Consider the following 15870-nt stretch of genomic DNA (forward strand, 5'->3'; position numbering starts at 1 on the left):
ACTTCCGATGCGTTCGACTCTGCCCCGCCGCGGACGGCCCGCCGTCGCCCTGCTCCTCTTGGCCGTGACCGCGTCCGGCCTCAGCGGCTGCGGGAACGACTCCAGTTACGAGGACGCGGGCCCGGTTCCCACCGAACCCACCATCGCCCAGGACTCGGTGGACGAACTCTGTGGCATTCTCGACGGCCAGAAGGGCACCTGGAAGGCGCTGGGCCCCCAGGTCGCCCGGGTGGCGTTCACCGGCGCGATGAAACTGTGGACGGTGCAGGACACCGTCGCGAACGCCGCGATCTCCTGGAATCGTCACATCGTCGACACCGTCACCACCGAGACCTGTCCCGTCGTCCGTGACGACACGCTGGTCGTCCTCGACGTTCCCGACCTGAAGGCAGCCCTCGGCGGTTTCTGAACCGCGACCACGGCCCTGCGCCACGCCGCGTCGCACGTACACCGCTCTCGCGTAGTCGCGTAGTCGGGTACGCGCGTGGCCCCGTGCCTCTCCGGCGCATCCTCGTCCCACCTGCACGACAGGAGAGGACGATGCGATGCGATCCCGTTCGACCTGATCCGGCGCCCGGCGGCCACCGGACCGGCACCCGTCGGACCGCTGTGCGCACCCACCGGATGCTCGCACTCGCCGCGGTGGCGGCGGTCGCGATCCTGTCGGCGGGCTGCGTGCGTCCCGCCGCCGATTCGCTCGCACCGGCGCCCGCGGACCCCGGTGTCTCGGCGACCGCCGATCAGCAGTCGGCCACGGAGCCGGGAGACCGGTCAGGATCCGACGGTGGTTCTGCCGGGACGGCGCCGGGTGGCAGCCCCGATTCCGGTGCGGCACCGGGGAACAGACCCGACAGCGGCGCGGCACCGGGCGGACCGATCGGCGAGGCCGGTGGCGGCGGGAGCGCGCCGGGCGGCCCGGTCGGCCCCGGTGCGCGACCGCCCGCGGGCGGCGGCCCGGCACCCGCCAAGAAGCCCGGAAGCGGGAACCAGGCCAAGGGCTCCCCGGTCAAGATCCCGTCCTTCACCGAGATCGGCAGCCCGTTCACCCCGGAGCTGAAGGGGCGCATCGAAGCCGCGTCGGCGGCAGCCTGCCAGGACGCCGGAAACGACGCGAACTGCCTCACCCTCTCCTTCGCCCTGACCACGCCGGACGAGCGCGTCTGCACCTTCAGCGGCCTCTCGCCCTCCGGCGGAACCGCCGAGCCCGGCACCACACTCACGGTGAACCTGTCCGGCACCGAGCCGTGCCCCACCACCGACGACAACGGCGGCACCGGGACCGGCGGCGGTGGCACAGGTGCTGGAGGCACCGCAGGCAGCGGCGGCGCGACCGGCAGTGGCGCGGGTGGCGAAGGCACGCCCGGCGGCGGAACGACCGGCGGCGCGGGTGGAGGTACGGGTGGCGAGGGCACACCCGGCGGCAGCGGAACGACCGGCGGCGGCGTGGGTGGAGGTACGGGTGGCGAGGGCACACCCGGCGGCAGCGGAACGACCGGCGGCGGCGCGGGCGGCGAGACCGGTGGCGAAGGAACCTCGGGCAGCGGCGGGACCACGGGCGGAAGCAGCGGGGGCGGTGACGGTTCGACCGGTAGCGAGACAGCGGTTCCCGGTCAGGGAACGACGGGCGGAGCGCGGACGGGACCGTCCGGCGGCGGCGGGACCGCCGGAAACACCGGCTCCGACGGCAACACCACGAACGGCGGCGCGGACACCAGCGGCACCGATGCCCCGCCGGGAACATCCGGCGGTTGACCGGTGAGACGAAGGACGACGACATGAGCACAAACACCGGCTCCACCGGTTCCGGCGCCACCCATCCACACAACGGCACGCCGCGACCCACCCCGGCCGCGGCGGCACCGACCGCCACGGCGCAGGCGACCAGGTCGGGATCGGACGCACTGACCGCCGCGACGGCAGCGACCGCGCCGGGATCGGACACGCCACCCGCCGCCCCGGCACCGGGCACCCCACCCGCCGCGCCTCCCGGCGAGACCGGTCTGTCCCGTCTCGGGCCCATGATCCGGAACTTCGCCGCGCCGACCACGCTGGTGACCGCACTGCTGTTCTTCTTCGGGTGGTCGCACGCCTACTGGTTCTTCGACTACTTCGGGGTGAACTCGACGACGATCGGGCTGACGACGCAGGACTATCTGATGCGAAGTCAGGATTCGCTGTTCATTCCGCTCGCGGCCGGGGCGTGCCTGTTCCTGGTGTATCTGCTGGGCCGCAGGGTGTTCCAGGAGTTCGTGGTGCCGCGGATGAGCGCGGCGCAGCGTCGGCTGCTGGTGCTCGCGACCCTGGTCGTCGGGAGCGTGCTGGTGGTCGCCGGACTGGTCAGCATCGTCGTCTCGTCGCCGTTGCGGTCGATCGTCGGCGCGCCGGGGCTGTGTCTGGTCGGCGGTGTCGTGCTGGTCGTCGCCGCGGTGCGGGTGCGGCGCAATGATCAGGGTGGTGGCGAACCGGCCGCCGATGTGCTCACGGCGGGGGAGTGGGGCGCGGTGTTCGTGCTGGTGGGGGTCGGCTTGTTCTGGGCGGTGGCCGACTATTCGGCGGCGGTCGGCACCGGCCGGGCGATCGAGCAGGTCGAGCAGTTCGCGCATCAGCCGAGTGTCTCGGTGTACGCGGACAAACGCCTCGGCCTGGCGGCGCCCGGCGTCACCGAACTCACGTGCCCGGCGTCCGACGCCGCCTATCCCTTCCGCTACGACGGTCTCAAACTCGTTCTGCAGTCGGGGAATCAGTACCTGCTGCTCCCGGAGTCCTGGAATCGGGACGGTGGGGTGGCCTTCCTGCTGCCGCGCTCGGATGCCAACCGGATCGATTTCTTCCCGCCCGGAGCCGTCCCGCCCGCCCACGATTGCCGCTGAGCACGGGGCGCGCGGATTCCGAACCGGCGCTTGCCACTTCGGCCTGCCGCTGCGCTAGCATCTGCGCGCAGACCTTCGAGGGAAGGTGGTGTTCGAGACGGGGAGGCCCGATGATTCATGCCGCAATGCCGGCGACCACACCAACGCTCGCGTCCGCGCCGGACGCGGTGCTGGCCCGCCGCGGCGGCGGGGGAACGAGCGTCGGCATCGGCCTGCCCGATTGGTTGTGGATCACGATCCTGATCATCGTCGTAGTGATCGTCGCGATCGTGGTGATCCGCAAGCTCAGCAGCGGCTCGAATGCCGGTGCGCCGCAGCAACTGCCGCCTCAGCAGTACCAGCAGCCGTACCCGCCCCAGCCGTATCCGCAGCAGCAGTACCAGCAGCCGCACGGATACCCGCAGCCGTATCCACCGCAGTACCCGCAGGCGCAGTACCCGCAGCCGTATCCGGCCCAGCAGCCGATGCCGTATCCGCAGCAGTACGCGCCCTACCAGGGCCAGCCGCAGTACCAGCAGCCCTACCGGCGCTGACCGGCGGTTAGCGCGGCGGACCGGCGGCGGCGTGCACCGCCACCAGCCGGGCCTCCCTGATCGTGTTCCACAGCGGCCGCAGCAGCGACTCGTGCGCGCCGATCGCGCTGGCCGAGGTCGGCGCGGAGGCTGGTTCGTGCTGGGCGACGGTGAGGATCGCCGCCACATGGTCGGCGGTGTCGAGAATGCGCTTGGCGCGCAACGGGATCGAGTCGGGGTAGGCGTGCCGGGAGTACGCCGCCAGCTGCGCTTCGATCTGTTCGCGCGGGTCGGCGTCGCCGGTGCCGACGGCGGTGGTGTGCAGCTGCATCAGCGCGTCGGCGGCGTCGCGGACGGCCTCGCGCATCGTGTATTCGGCTTCCCCGAGCGACATGTCGGGCCCGCTGACGTGCGGGACGTCGACGCTGTACACGGTCCACTGGAGCGTCTCGTCGTCGTCCCACTGCGGGATCAGGCCGGTGCCCTGTTCGCCGGGCACGCCGAGCAGCAGGCCCTCCTCGGCGTCGATCGCGTCGGCGGCGAAGGCGGTGCCGACCGGCAGGCCGCGCACGTCACCGGGGGCGGGCAGCACCAGGCGCAGCTGCGCGCCCTCGGGCGCCATCGCTTCGCGGATCACCTTGAGCAGCGGCATGACTCCGGTGCCGGCGGCCTCGCCACGCGAGGTCCACGGCAGGTCCGTGCGGCCGCCGGTGACCGGGTCGCCCGCGGCCAGCGTGTGCCGTGCCGCCCAGGCGTGCAGTGCCTCCAGGAGGTCGTCGGGCGCGCTGGTACCGGCCAGCCAGGAGCCGGCCCACAGCGTCAGCGTGGCACTGGGAGAGCACATAATCATCGAGCATAAAGGTTTGCCCGGAATCGTGTGCGGGCACTGAGGGCCTGTCTGACCTGCGGGTGGACTTACTCGGGCTCGGTGACGAAGTCGATGAGCCGTTCGACGGCGCCGATCAGCGGCGCCTCCAGATCGCGGAACGAGCCGACCGCGTCGTAGACGCGGCGCCAGCCCTCCTGCGGTGTTCCCCAGCCCAGGCGCGCGCAGATCCCGGTCTTCCAGTCCTCGCCGCGTGGCACCGTCGGCCAGGCCTCGATCCCGACCGCGGCGGGCCGCACCGCCTGCCACACATCGATGAACGGATGCCCGGTCACCAGCACGTGCGGGCCGAGCCCGGTGGTCAGCTGGGTCTCCTTGGAGCCGGTCACGAGGTGGTCGACGAGCACGCCCACCCGGGCGCCGGGGCCGGGCGCGAACTCGGTCAGTTTCGCGCCGAGATTGTCGAGGCCCTCCAGATGCTCGACGACGACGCCCTCCACCCGCAGGTCGTGGCCCCACACGCGCTCGACGAGGGCCGCGTCGTGCACGCCCTCCACCCAGATCCGGCTGGTCCGAGCCACCCGGGCGCGCAGTCCCTCGACCCGCGTCGACCCGGAGGCCGACCGGGTCGGCTGCGTAGGCGCGGTCGCCGTGGGCCGCACCAGCGTGACCGGTTTGCCGTCGATCAGGAACGCCGCCTCGCGCAGCGCGAACAGCCGGACGGCGCCGCGCCCGTCCTCGAGTTTCACGAAGTCGCCGTCGTAGCTGCGGTCGAAACCGACTACGGCGCCGCAGAATCCGCTCGCCGCGTCCTCCACGACCAGATCGCGGTCGGCGCTCACCTTCGGCACCGGTGTCTTCCTGGTTCGCTGGTGCCCGGAATAGATATCGCCGCCGTACATGTCACGCCCACTCACCCGGCCGAGCTTAGAGGCGCGGGCCCCGTGACGGCGGCAGCGGCGCGCGAAAGCGATTGAACCCCATGATCGCGCCCAGGGTCGGCGAGCCCGCCCGGAAAGCCGTGATCGCGGCTAGTCTGGGATGGTGGCCGCAATAGTCTGGCTGATCGCGGGCATCGTCCTCGCGGCGGCGGAAATGCTCACCGGGGATCTCACGCTGCTCATGCTCGGTGTCGCCGCGCTGGGTACCGCCGGCGTCAGCGCCGCGGCCGACCTACCCCTGTGGGGCGACGCGCTGGTGTTCGGCGCGGTCGCGGGCGTGCTGTTCCTCGGGGTGCGCCCGGTGCTGCGGCGCAAGTTCGGTTCCCCGCCCCCGATTCCGACGAATGTCGATGCGCTGCCGGGAAAGTCGGCGCTCGTCCTCGAACAGGTCGCGGCGCATTCGGGTCAGGTGAAGCTCGGCGGTGAGGTCTGGACCGCCCGCCCGCTGGATCCCAGCGAAGTGTACGACGCCGGCGTGACCGTCTACGTGATGAAGATCGACGGCGCGACCGCCGTCGTCTGGAAGGGTCCCTAGTAATGGTTGCCTTGATCGTGGCCGCTGTCCTCGTCCTGCTGGTCGTGGTGGTGGTCTTCAAATCGATCGCTCTCGTACCGCAGGCCGAGGCGGCGGTGATCGAACGGCTCGGGCGCTATTCGCGCACCGTGTCCGGTCAGCTCACCTTCCTCGTCCCGTTCGCCGACCGCGTCCGCGCCAAGGTGGACCTGCGGGAGCGGGTCGTGTCCTTCCCGCCGCAGCCGGTGATCACCCAGGACAACCTCACCCTGCAGATCGACTCGGTGGTGTATTTCCAGGTCACCAGCCCGCAGGCGGCCGTCTACGAGATCAGCAACTACATCGCCGCGGTCGAGCAGCTCACCGTCACCACGCTGCGCAACGTGGTCGGCGGCATGACACTGGAGGAGACGCTGACCTCCCGCGACCAGATCAACAACCAGCTGCGCGGCGTCCTCGACGAAGCGACCGGCCGCTGGGGCCTGCGCGTGGCCCGGGTCGAGCTCAAGTCCATCGATCCGCCGCCGTCGATCCAGGAATCGATGGAGAAGCAGATGAAGGCCGACCGCGAGAAGCGGGCGATGATCCTCACCGCGGAGGGCACCCGCGAATCGCAGATCAAGACGGCCGAGGGCGCCAAGCAGGCCCAGATCCTGGCCGCCGAGGGCGGCAAGCAGTCGGCGATCCTGTCGGCCGAGGGTGAGCGGCAGAGCCGCATCCTGCGCGCACAGGGTGAACGGGCCGCCTCGTACCTGCAGGCGCAGGGTCAGGCCAAGGCCATCGAGAAGGTGTTCGCGGCCATCAAGAACGGCAAGCCGACGCCGGAGCTGCTGGCCTACCAGTACATGCAGACGCTGCCGATGGTGGCGCGCGGCGACGCCAACAAGGTGTGGCTGGTGCCCAGCGATTTCGGCAAGGCGCTCGAGGGCTTCGCCCAGAACTTCGCCACCAAGGGCGAGGACGGGGTGTTCCGCTACGAGCCGTCCGCCGAGGAGCATCCGCCGGTCAAGATCGAGGACGACTCCGATGTCGCCGACTGGTTCGAGACGGCGTCGGACCCGAAGATCGAGCAGGCCGTGCGCGCCGCGGAGGCCACGGCCCGCACCCCCGTCGAGGGTTTCGAGCCGCCGCGGCCGAAAACCGTTGCGCCGGTAGAACCCCCGTCGCTGCCGACCCCGCCGCCGAACGTACCCCAGCAGCAGCCGCCCGCGCCGCGCCCGGACGATCCGTACGGTCGCCCCTGGCAGCCGCCGCAGCACAGCTGAGGTCGGGGACCGCCTGCCCGCGAGTGTGCCGAAAGCCGCCACCGGGCTCGGCGCGCGTGCGAAAGTAGCGGGCGTGGGCAGGCGTGTGTCCGGGAACCTCCCGGCGGAAGTGACCAGCTTCGTCGGCCGCGATGACGATGTCGCGGCGGCCAAGCAGTTGCTCGCCGGTACCCGATTACTCACGCTGACCGGGGTGGGTGGGGTCGGCAAGACCCGGCTGAGCAGGCGGGTCGGCGAGACCGTGCAGCGCGCCTTCCCCGACGGGGTGTGGCTGGTCGAACTGGCCCACGTCAGCGATCAGAACCTGGTCGCCTCGACCGTGGCACGGGAGCTCGGCCTGCGCGACGACACCAGCGCGCCGCTGGCCGTCCTCACCGATTTCCTGGCCGACCGGGACCTGCTGCTGATCCTCGACAACTGCGAGCACGTGATCGGCGCGTGCGCGGCGCTCGCGGACCGGATCATTCCCGCGACGACCGGACTGCGCATCCTCGCCACCAGCCGTGAGCCGCTCGGTGTGCCGGGCGAACAGGTCCTGCCGGTCGCGCCGCTGTCGGTGCCCGATCCCGCCTCCGGCGACCTCGACAGTCCCGCGGCCCGGCTGCTCGTCGACCGCGCGACCGCGGCGGACCCGGCCTTCCGGCGGACCCCGGCCAACGCGGCGACCCTCGCCGCCATCTGCCTGCGGCTCGACGGCATCCCGCTCGCGCTGGAACTGGCGGCGCTGCGGATGCGGATGTTCACCCCCGAGCAGGTCCTCACCCGCCTCGACGACGCGATGGGCCTGCTCACCACCGGATTGCGGACCGCGCCGCACCGCCAGCAGACCCTGGCCTCGGCGATCCGCTGGAGCTATGACCTGTGCACGCCCGACGAGCAGCTGCTGTGGGAGCAGCTGTCGGTCTTCGCCGGCGGCTTCGACCTCGACGCCGCCGAGGCGGTCTGCCTGCTCGACGCGCCGCACGCGCTGCTGGCCGCGCTGACCGGGCTGGTGGAGAAGTCGGTGCTGGCCTACGGTCCCGGCGTCGACGGGGCGGGGCGGTATTCGATGCTCGAGCCGTTGCGGCAGTTCGCCGGTGACCGGTTGCGGGCCCGGGGTGCCGAATACGCGGTCCGGGTCGGTCACCGCGAGTACTACTACCGGCTCGCGTGCCGCGGGCGCACCGACTACTGGAGCGGCACCGACGTCGACTGGTTCCGCGACCTCAGCCGGGAGCACGCGAATCTCCGTGCGGCACTGCAATTCTCACTCGGCGATCCGGCCGGTGCCCGGCGCGCGCTGGAGATCGCGACCGAGCTGTGGCCGTTCTGGGAGCACTGTCATTTCCTCCTGGAGGGGTATCGCTGGCTGTCCGAGGCGCTGGCCAAGGACACCGAGCGCACGGTCGACCGGGCCAGGGCACTGACCGTGAGCTCGGTGATGGCGGCGATGCTGTCCGACACCGAGACGGCGGCGGAGTTCGCCAGGGCCGGGACCGAGATCGCGGCCGAATCCGGGTCGGCCGACGTGCGGGCCGAGGCCGCGATGGCGGGGGCGGTCCTGGCCTTCGGCGCGGGCGAGCTGCGCGACGCGCTCGACATCTCGGTGGCGGCGTCGGTGAGCGCGCACGAGTGCGTGCACCCCCGGGTGGAGATGGAGAGCCTGGCGTTCGCCGCCGTCTGCGCGCTGGCCCTGGACGACCCACTCGCCGGTGCCATGGCCGAGCGGCTGCTGGCGCTGACCACCGAACACGGCTCGCACCTGCTCGGTGGTCTCGCGTACTGGGCGGTCGGCACCCAGCAGTGGCGCGACGGTGACCAGCGCGGCGCCGTCGCGTCGCTGCGCCGGTCGATCGAGTTGTTCCGGCTCTTCGATCGGTGCGCGTGGCTCGCCACCAGCGTGGACGGTCTGGCCTGGGCGGCCGCCGCCGACGGCGACCCGGTGCGCGCCGCCCGCCTGATGGGGGCGGCATCGACTGTCCGCCAGGGCAGTTCGCAACGGCTGGCGCACGCGATGACCCAGCTCATCGGGCAGCGGGTGCGCGATCAGGTCCTCGCCGCGCTGGGGGAACAGGAGTTCGCCGCGTGCTTCGACGCGGGCGCCGCGCTGAGCCTCGACGACGCCGTGGACTACGCGATGGACACCGCGCCGCCCCCGGTCCCGGCGGCCGCGCCCGGCGGGCTCGACGTGCTGACCCGGCGGGAACGCGATGTCGCGCGCCTGATCGCGAAGGGCTACGGCAATCGCCGGATCGCGCAGGAGCTGGTGATCTCGATCCGTACCGCCGAGAGCCACGTCGACCACATCCTCACCAAACTCGGCTTCACCTCGCGCACCCAGGTCGCCGCCTGGGTCAGCCGGAACACCCTCTGACGGTGGCATCTCCGCGGTGACCGGGGACGGACCATCCCGCTGGGCGGCCCCGGCAGGCCACTGAGTGGGACCGGATCCCGGCGAGCCCGGAAACATCCGTAGTCGACGGGAGATCTCCGTAGTTTCCGCGATTCCCGCGCGTCGCCGGGACGGCACTGTGATGGGGGACACCATCGCTAGGTAAATGAGGTGACCCATGACGGTCGACGTGCTCGTCCAGCCCCGGTCCGCGCAGCAGAGCGGTCCGCCGCCGTCCTCCATGATCGATCGGATGACCTTGATCCTGGACGCGTTCGACGGGCCGGATCCGGTCCGCACGCTGCTCGACGTGTCCGACCGGACCGGACTGCCGCGCTCGAGCGTGCACCGCATCATCGATCAGATGGTCCGGCTGCGCTGGCTCGCGCACGCGCCGGGCGGGTACCGGCTCGGGACGCGGGCGCTCGAGGTCGGCGGGCTCGCTGTCGAGCACAACGAGATCAGGGACGCGGTGAGCCCGCTGCTGCACGAGGTGTGTCAGCGGACCGGGATGGTCGGGCACCTCGGCGTGCTCGACGGGCCCGAAGTGCTCTACCTGGACAAGGCGGCGGGCCGGTCCTGCGACAGCATCCCCACCCGGCTCGGCGGCCGGATGCCCGCGCACTGCACCGCCGTTGGGAAGGCGCTGCTCGCGACGCTGGACCCGAGCGTCGTGGAACTGGCCTTCCGGGAGCGGCTGCCGCAGCGGACACCGCGCACGATCGGCACCCGTGCCGAGTTGCATCGGGAACTCGATCGCGTCCGGACTCATCAGGGGGTCGCCGTCGATCGCGAGGAGTCGGTCGTCGGGGTGGCGTGCGTGGCGGTGCCGATCCGGGGCCGGGTGCCCGGCGCGGTCGCCGCGCTGTCCCTGTCGGGCCGGCTCGGTGGGGCGCGCGCGCCCGGGACGAGCCGGTTGGCGCGGATTCTCGTCGAGGTCGCCGACGAGGCCGCGCGGGCGGTCTTTCCCCGGTACGGCCGCTGGCACTAGGAATCAGTAGGGGAGCGGCAGCAGTTCGACCAGCGTGCCCCGGCCGGTGCCGGGCGGGAGGACGGCGAGCGCCTGGCAGCCGATGAGCCCGGCCAGGTGGGGGGTGTGCGCGGGACCGGTACTGCGCCACACGCCGCCGGTCTGCTGCTGGATGGGGACCAGCCGGGTCGAGGCGCCCTCGAGTACGCCCGCGTCCGAGAGCCTGCCCCACATGGTGGGTCCGGGGGTGCGCTGGGTGAGGGCGTCGACGACGGCGGGGCCGATGGCGAGCAGGGCCGCGATCGCGGCGAACGGGTTGCCGGGCAGGCCGAGCAGCACCCTGCCGTCGGGGAGCTGGGCCACCAGGGTGGAGCCGCCCGGCCGGATGGCGGCGCGCTCGACCACGATCCGGGCGCCCAGGTCGGCCAGCAGGGCGCGCAGGTGGTCGGCGGCGCCGCGCCCGGTCGCCCCGACCATCACCACGAGGTCGGCGTGGGATTTCAGGGTCAGCCAGGAGCGCAGCAGGTCTTCGCCGTCGGCGAGATGCCACAGCCCGGTGCTCTCGATATCGCAGCAGCGCAGGAACTGGGGCAGCACCGGGCCGAGCGAGTCCCTGGTCTCGTGCGCGCCGAGCGGGCCGACCGCGCGGATCTCGTCGCCGGTCATCACCACGTCGGCGCGCAGCGGACCACGCACCGTGACGGTCTCGGCTTCGGCGCTCAGCGCCGCGGAGGCCAGCGCGGCCGAGACCCGCGTGCCCGCGCTCGCCAGCTGGACCCCGCTGTTCCAGTGTTCGCCCTGGCGGCGGGTGTCGTCGCGGACGGGGGCGCCGGGCGCGCGCATGACCACCGGCTTGCCGGAGACGGTGGTCGTCACCACGTGTTCGTCGCGCAGGGTGGCGGTGGTGCCGAGCGGGGTGGCGGCGCCGGTGGCGATGCGCACCGCCTCACCGGGCGCGAGCACCACCGAGCAGCTGCGTCCGGCGTACCTGACCTGCTGGTGGAGGCTCCACCACGGCCCAGGGCCCGCGACGGCGTAGCCGTCCATCGCCGCGCTGTCGACCCGGGGGAGCGGGCCGCCGGTCGTCAGCGCGGTGGCCAGGGTGGCGCCGATCGCGTCGGCCACGGGTAGCTCGCGCACGCCGATCGGCAGCAGGCGCGCGGCGATCCGGGCCCGCACCTCGGCCAGCCCACATCCCACGGCCGGAACAACCACGCCCGCTCGCGCGCTCACCACCACGTCCAGCCTCCGCCCACAATTCACCGGCAATCCGACACATCGTCCGCATCAGCCATTGCCTGCGATTTTCTGGGCAGTTGCCCCACGATGACGTTGTGCTCACCCGGTCCGGGCCACGCTCGTGCGGATTCGGACACATCACCGCCGGACGGACCGCCATCGACCCGGGCGTTCCGCGGCCGGGCCCGAGCGCATCGTAGCGACGCGACGCCGACGGCGCCGGGTGGTTCAGGGGCGGACTCCCCGGGCGTCCAGGAGCATCCCGAGGTAGCCCATCTCCTGGCTCTGGGACTGCGCCATGGCGCGGGCCGCCTGTTTCACCGGACCGGAGGTGAGCAGGGCGTCGGCGGCGCGGGCCATGGTGACGCCCCCGGAGTGGTGGCGATACATCAGTTGCAGGAACAGGGTCTCGGCGTCGGCGCCGCGCGCGGCGGACAGGGCGTCGAGGTCGGCGGTGGTGGCCATCCCCGGCATCGGCGCCGTCGAATCATGGTGGTGCCCGCCGGAATTCGCCATCCAGGCCATCGGTCGCGCGGAGGTCGGTGCCGCGTCGGCGAGCTGGGTCCAGCCGAGCAGGGTGCCGATCTCCACCCGCTGGACGTCGGCGATCTGGTCGGCCATCTTGCGCACGGACGGATCGGCGGCGGGGTCGAGCCGTTCGACCAGGATCAGCGCCTGCTGATGGTGGGCGGTCATGTCCTGGACGAAACCCAGCTCGACCGCGTCGAGCACCGGTGCGGGCGTGGCGCTCTCGGCGATCAGCAGCGGCCGCAGGGCCGCGCCGAGCACCAGCAGGAACACCGCGGCCGAGCCGAGCGCGGCGACCCGCAGCGCGCGACCCATCTCACGACCCCACGGTGGACTGCTGATCCGCCGGCGGCGAATACACCGCGTTGTCGAGCTGCAACACCATGAACCCGTTGTCGGAGCAGGCGACATAGAGCTGATCGCCCCGCCACTCCGGAGGCGAGAAGCACCAGTCGCTCGACATGTCACCGAAGGCGATGTCGCCCGCGCGCGAGGTCAGCACCTGCGCGGGATCGAACAGCCCCTCGGCCATCGCCCGCAGCGCCGCGGGCGCGCTCATCACCGGAACGCCGACGATCGAGGCCAGCGCGTGCGGCGAGTTCCAGACCTCCAGGTTGCGGCCGGTCCTGGCGGGTGGATTGAAATACGCGATCTCGCGGATCGCGTCCGGATCGCGCACGTCGAACACCCGGATTCCCGAGGAGATCCACCCGCACGCGAGCGCTGTCGGATCGTCGGGCCGATCGGCCGCGCAGTAGTGCGATTCGTAGGAGAACGCCGAACCGCCCATGGACGACCCGACATTGGCGTCGATGTTGTGCGGGAGGTTGATCTCCAGCTTGATCTTCGCCCTGATGTTGGGGTCGCCGTCGACGGATACGTCGATGAGCTTCACGCCGCCGGAACCCCCTTCGTCGACGGTGAAGACGTGCGGGACGCCGTCGTAGGTCACCGGCACGCTGTGCTGGGTGGCCCACCCGTCGGTCCAGAACGTCCGGCCCAGGTGGGGCACCTGCGGATTCGGGTCGCGCCGCTGCACCGCGCTCACATCGAGCACGGTGAATCCTCCGAGCGCGGAGATGTAGAGCCGGTTCCCGTCCGGGCTCACGCCGAGGCCGTGCGCCTCGATGCCGGTCAGCCCCTGCCAGACCACCCGCGGCTGCGAGGGATCGGTGAGGTCGATCGCACTGAGGAATCCCGGCGCGATCCCGGAGGCCCAGTAGGTGCGCCCGTCGGGGGAGAAGCCGCCCTCGTGCGTCGTGATCGGTAGTGGCATCAGCAGATTCGAGCCGGTGCCCGGATTGAGCAGGCGCGGATGCGCGCAGTCGGAGATGTCGTAGACCGACAGATAGCCCGCGCCGATCGCGACCGGGACGCCGGTACCGACCAGCAACTTGCGAGTGGTGTTGACCTTCAACGTCTCCCAGGTCCCGGCCAGCATGGCGGGTTCGGTGAGCGTCGCGGTGCGCCGCGGATTCGCCGGATCGGAGACGTCGAGCACCTGCACGCCCTGCTGCTCGCTGAGCATGTTGCCGGGGAAGAACGTGCCCATATAGGCGCAGTGCTCGAAACTGGTCGAGGTGATGCCCGCGCCGCGCCCCTGATAGTTGCCGACCATCGACATATTGCAGCGGTACCCCTGCGTGCTGCGCCCACTGTCTCGGTCACCGGCGGGCACGTCGCCCTGCATCCCCGTCTCGGGCAGCGAGCCCGGCCCGCAGTCGGCGCGCGGCACCGATATTCGTCCGACATCGAGGAATTCCTGCACCGCACCGGTGAGATCCGCGAACGGGTCCGCCGAACCCGCGGGCACCCCCATCGCCACCAGCACCGCGACCGCGGCCGACGCCGTGAATCGCAGGACCGACCGTCCCGACCGTGCGCGCATCCTTGCCTCCCGATCATGCCCCGCGACCCGAACTGACTCAGACAGCAGTCCGCTGCTTTGGATGGTAAGTCGGGCGACCCCACCGCGGGGGCGATTTCGACGAACGGCCGCTCGACCGGCGAGTCGGGTCCCCCACCCGGGCGGAGGAACGCTGTACGGTTGCCTGCGTTACGACTGCGTGTCTGTCAGGGCCGTCTTCCGCGACCGGAAAGGACTCGGATTCCATGTCGAACGATGTCGTAGGCAGGTCCGGTGACGTGGACGCGGACGGGAGCCCGATAGCCGGTCGATCGCCGGGGAAGTCCCGGATCGATCTGTTCGTCTTCTGCGCCACCGCGATCGGCGCCCTCGCCTTCGTCGCCTGGGGCGTGCTCGACGACGAGAGCCTGGCCTCGGCGGCGGGCACCGCGCAGAAATGGGTCATCACCAATACCGGCTGGTTGTTCGTCCTGGTAGCCACGACCTTCGTCGTCTTCGTGATCTGGCTGGCGGTCAGCCGCTACGGCCGGATCCCGCTCGGCGCCGACGACGAGAAGCCCGAATTCCGCACCGTCTCCTGGATCGCGATGATGTTCAGCGCGGGCATGGGCATCGGCCTGATGTTCTGGGGCGTGGCGGAACCGTTGTCGCACTTCGTGACTCCGCCACCGCACACCGCAGAACCCGGTTCCCCGGCGGCCGCCGAGGTCGCCATGGCCACCACGCTGTTCCACTGGACGCTGCACCCGTGGGCGATCTACGCGGTGGCGGGCCTGGCCATCGCCTACGGCACCTTCCGGAAAGGCCGCTCGCAGTTGATCTCCGCGGTGTTCCGGCCGCTGCTCGGCCGCCACGCCGACGGGATCGGCGGGCGCGCCATCGACATGATGGCGATCTTCGCGACCCTGTTCGGGTCGGCGGCCTCGCTCGGTCTCGGCGCCCTGCAGATCGGTGCGGGCATGGAGTTCAACGGCTGGATCGACGGCATCGGCAAGGTCGGCCTGGTCGCCATCATCTCCGGCCTGACCGTCGCGTTCGTGCTGTCGGCGGTCTCGGGGGTGGAACGCGGCATCCAGTGGCTGTCCAACATCAATATGGTGCTGGCGCTGGCGATCGCGGCGTTCGTCTTCGTCGCCGGGCCGACCCTGTTCGTCCTGAACATGGTGCCGACCTCGATCGGCGACTACGTGGAAATGCTGCCGACGATGGCCTCGCGCACCGGCGCCGGTGACGAGGCGATGCAGCAGTGGCTGTCGAGCTGGACGATCTTCTACTGGGCCTGGTGGATCTCGTGGACCCCGTTCGTCGGCATGTTCATCGCGCGGATCAGCCGCGGCCGCACCATCCGCCAGTTCGTCACCGGCGTGCTGCTGGTGCCGAGCGCGGTCAGCCTGCTGTGGTTCGCGATCTTCGGCGGCGCCGGCATCGCCGAACAGGCCGAGCACGGCGATCTCACCGAACCCAACGGCACCGTCGATTCGGACTTCGCGCTGTTCCACCTGCTGGACCAGTACCCGCTCACCTCGGTCACCACGGTGGTCGTGATGATCCTCGTTGGCATCTTCTTCGTCTCCGGCGCCGACGCGGCCTCGATCGTGATGGGCACCCTGTCCGAACGCGGCAGCATCGAACCGTCCCGCCCGATCGTCATCTTCTGGGGCGCCGCGACCGGTGCCGTCGCCGCGATCATGCTGGTCATCGCTGATTCCGACGACCTCGGGGGTGCGCTCACCGGTCTCCAAGCGCTCACCACCGTGGTCTCGCTGCCGTTCCTGGTGGTGATGGCCGCGATGTGCGTCTCGCTCTACAAGGACCTGCGCGAAGACCCGCTGATCGTCCGCGCCGACCGTGGCATCGAACTCGTCGAGATCGCTGTGGACAAGGGCACCGAACAGCATGACGGCGACTTCGCCCTGGTCACCGAGCCCACCGAGGACGACGAGCAGGGCGGCGTGGCCGCGCGCTGA

Annotated in this window: 14 protein-coding genes; 9 read left to right on the forward strand and 5 right to left on the reverse strand. The window is 71.4% G+C overall.

Annotation, left to right across the window (positions count from 1 at the left end; translation table 11 throughout):
• Window positions 1-7 precede the first annotated feature (7 nt).
• From ACFYWJ_RS17425 to ACFYWJ_RS17440, 4 genes are all read left to right on the forward strand, one after another.
• A complete protein-coding gene (locus tag ACFYWJ_RS17425; protein ID WP_355275955.1) occupies window positions 8-409 on the forward strand; it encodes a hypothetical protein in 402 nt (133 codons plus the stop codon).
• Window positions 410-540: 131 nt separating this feature from the next.
• A complete protein-coding gene (locus ACFYWJ_RS17430) occupies window positions 541-1752 on the forward strand; it encodes a hypothetical protein (RefSeq protein WP_355275953.1) in 1212 nt (403 codons plus the stop codon).
• 23 nt (window positions 1753-1775) lie between these two features.
• Window positions 1776-2870, forward strand: coding sequence for a hypothetical protein (locus ACFYWJ_RS17435; protein WP_355275951.1), 1095 nt, complete (start codon window positions 1776-1778; stop codon window positions 2868-2870).
• A gap of 110 nt (window positions 2871-2980) precedes the next feature.
• The gene (locus ACFYWJ_RS17440) at window positions 2981-3403 is read left to right on the forward strand and encodes a hypothetical protein (protein ID WP_355275949.1); all 423 of its coding nucleotides are present in this window, start codon (window positions 2981-2983) and stop codon (window positions 3401-3403) included.
• A 7-nt stretch (window positions 3404-3410) separates the two neighbouring features.
• Here ACFYWJ_RS17440 and ACFYWJ_RS17445 read toward each other — a convergent pair whose 3' ends face one another.
• Both ACFYWJ_RS17445 and ACFYWJ_RS17450 read right to left on the reverse strand, forming a co-directional pair.
• Complete coding sequence (locus tag ACFYWJ_RS17445) at window positions 3411-4226, reverse strand: hypothetical protein (RefSeq protein WP_355275947.1); 816 nt, start codon at window positions 4224-4226, stop codon at window positions 3411-3413.
• Between the two features lie 71 nt (window positions 4227-4297).
• Complete coding sequence (locus ACFYWJ_RS17450) at window positions 4298-5110, reverse strand: DUF3097 domain-containing protein (RefSeq protein WP_355276012.1); 813 nt, start codon at window positions 5108-5110, stop codon at window positions 4298-4300.
• A 142-nt stretch (window positions 5111-5252) separates the two neighbouring features.
• Here ACFYWJ_RS17450 and ACFYWJ_RS17455 point away from each other — a divergent pair, with 142 nt between their 5' ends.
• The 4 genes from ACFYWJ_RS17455 (at window position 5253) to ACFYWJ_RS17470 (ending at window position 10290) form a co-directional block, all read left to right on the forward strand.
• Window positions 5253-5684: an NfeD family protein gene (locus tag ACFYWJ_RS17455; protein ID WP_355275945.1), complete on the forward strand. Its 432-nt coding sequence runs from the start codon at window positions 5253-5255 to the stop codon at window positions 5682-5684.
• Between the two features lie 2 nt (window positions 5685-5686).
• Window positions 5687-6928: an SPFH domain-containing protein gene (locus ACFYWJ_RS17460; protein ID WP_355275943.1), complete on the forward strand. Its 1242-nt coding sequence runs from the start codon at window positions 5687-5689 to the stop codon at window positions 6926-6928.
• Between the two features lie 73 nt (window positions 6929-7001).
• Window positions 7002-9281, forward strand: coding sequence for a LuxR C-terminal-related transcriptional regulator (locus ACFYWJ_RS17465; protein ID WP_355275941.1), 2280 nt, complete (start codon window positions 7002-7004; stop codon window positions 9279-9281).
• A 196-nt stretch (window positions 9282-9477) separates the two neighbouring features.
• On the forward strand, window positions 9478-10290 hold the full coding sequence (locus tag ACFYWJ_RS17470) for an IclR family transcriptional regulator (protein ID WP_355275939.1): 813 nt from the start codon (window positions 9478-9480) through the stop codon (window positions 10288-10290).
• A gap of 3 nt (window positions 10291-10293) precedes the next feature.
• Here the strand turns inward: ACFYWJ_RS17470 and ACFYWJ_RS17475 are convergent, their stop codons facing one another.
• From ACFYWJ_RS17475 to ACFYWJ_RS17485, 3 genes are all read right to left on the reverse strand, one after another.
• Window positions 10294-11502: a molybdopterin-binding protein gene (locus ACFYWJ_RS17475; protein WP_355275937.1), complete on the reverse strand. Its 1209-nt coding sequence runs from the start codon at window positions 11500-11502 to the stop codon at window positions 10294-10296.
• Between the two features lie 234 nt (window positions 11503-11736).
• Window positions 11737-12351: a DUF305 domain-containing protein gene (locus ACFYWJ_RS17480; RefSeq protein ID WP_355275935.1), complete on the reverse strand. Its 615-nt coding sequence runs from the start codon at window positions 12349-12351 to the stop codon at window positions 11737-11739.
• A gap of 1 nt (window position 12352) precedes the next feature.
• Window positions 12353-13924 (reverse strand): hypothetical protein, encoded by a 1572-nt coding sequence (locus ACFYWJ_RS17485; RefSeq protein WP_355275934.1) that lies wholly within the window; start codon window positions 13922-13924, stop codon window positions 12353-12355.
• 224 nt (window positions 13925-14148) lie between these two features.
• Here ACFYWJ_RS17485 and ACFYWJ_RS17490 point away from each other — a divergent pair, with 224 nt between their 5' ends.
• Complete coding sequence (locus tag ACFYWJ_RS17490; protein WP_355275932.1) at window positions 14149-15870, forward strand: BCCT family transporter; 1722 nt, start codon at window positions 14149-14151, stop codon at window positions 15868-15870.

It is taken from the genome of Nocardia sp. NPDC003269, from assembly GCF_042888005.1.
Lineage (GTDB): Bacteria > Actinomycetota > Actinomycetes > Mycobacteriales > Mycobacteriaceae > Nocardia.

Bases quoted from the DNA above. Each gene is read 5' to 3' on its own strand.
- ACFYWJ_RS17425 (WP_355275955.1), top strand. From the start codon at position 8: ATGCGTTCGACTCTGCCCCGCCGCGGACGGCCCGCCGTCGCCCTGCTC.
- ACFYWJ_RS17430 (WP_355275953.1), top strand. From the start codon at position 541: ATGCGATGCGATCCCGTTCGACCTGATCCGGCGCCCGGCGGCCACCGG.
- ACFYWJ_RS17435 (WP_355275951.1), top strand. From the start codon at position 1,776: ATGAGCACAAACACCGGCTCCACCGGTTCCGGCGCCACCCATCCACAC.
- ACFYWJ_RS17440 (WP_355275949.1), top strand. From the start codon at position 2,981: ATGATTCATGCCGCAATGCCGGCGACCACACCAACGCTCGCGTCCGCG.
- ACFYWJ_RS17445 (WP_355275947.1), bottom strand. From the start codon at position 4,226: ATGTGCTCTCCCAGTGCCACGCTGACGCTGTGGGCCGGCTCCTGGCTG.
- ACFYWJ_RS17450 (WP_355276012.1), bottom strand. From the start codon at position 5,110: ATGTACGGCGGCGATATCTATTCCGGGCACCAGCGAACCAGGAAGACA.
- ACFYWJ_RS17460 (WP_355275943.1), top strand. From the start codon at position 5,687: ATGGTTGCCTTGATCGTGGCCGCTGTCCTCGTCCTGCTGGTCGTGGTG.
- ACFYWJ_RS17470 (WP_355275939.1), top strand. From the start codon at position 9,478: ATGACGGTCGACGTGCTCGTCCAGCCCCGGTCCGCGCAGCAGAGCGGT.
- ACFYWJ_RS17480 (WP_355275935.1), bottom strand. From the start codon at position 12,351: ATGGGTCGCGCGCTGCGGGTCGCCGCGCTCGGCTCGGCCGCGGTGTTC.
- ACFYWJ_RS17485 (WP_355275934.1), bottom strand. From the start codon at position 13,924: ATGCGCGCACGGTCGGGACGGTCGGTCCTGCGATTCACGGCGTCGGCC.
- ACFYWJ_RS17490 (WP_355275932.1), top strand. From the start codon at position 14,149: ATGTCGAACGATGTCGTAGGCAGGTCCGGTGACGTGGACGCGGACGGG.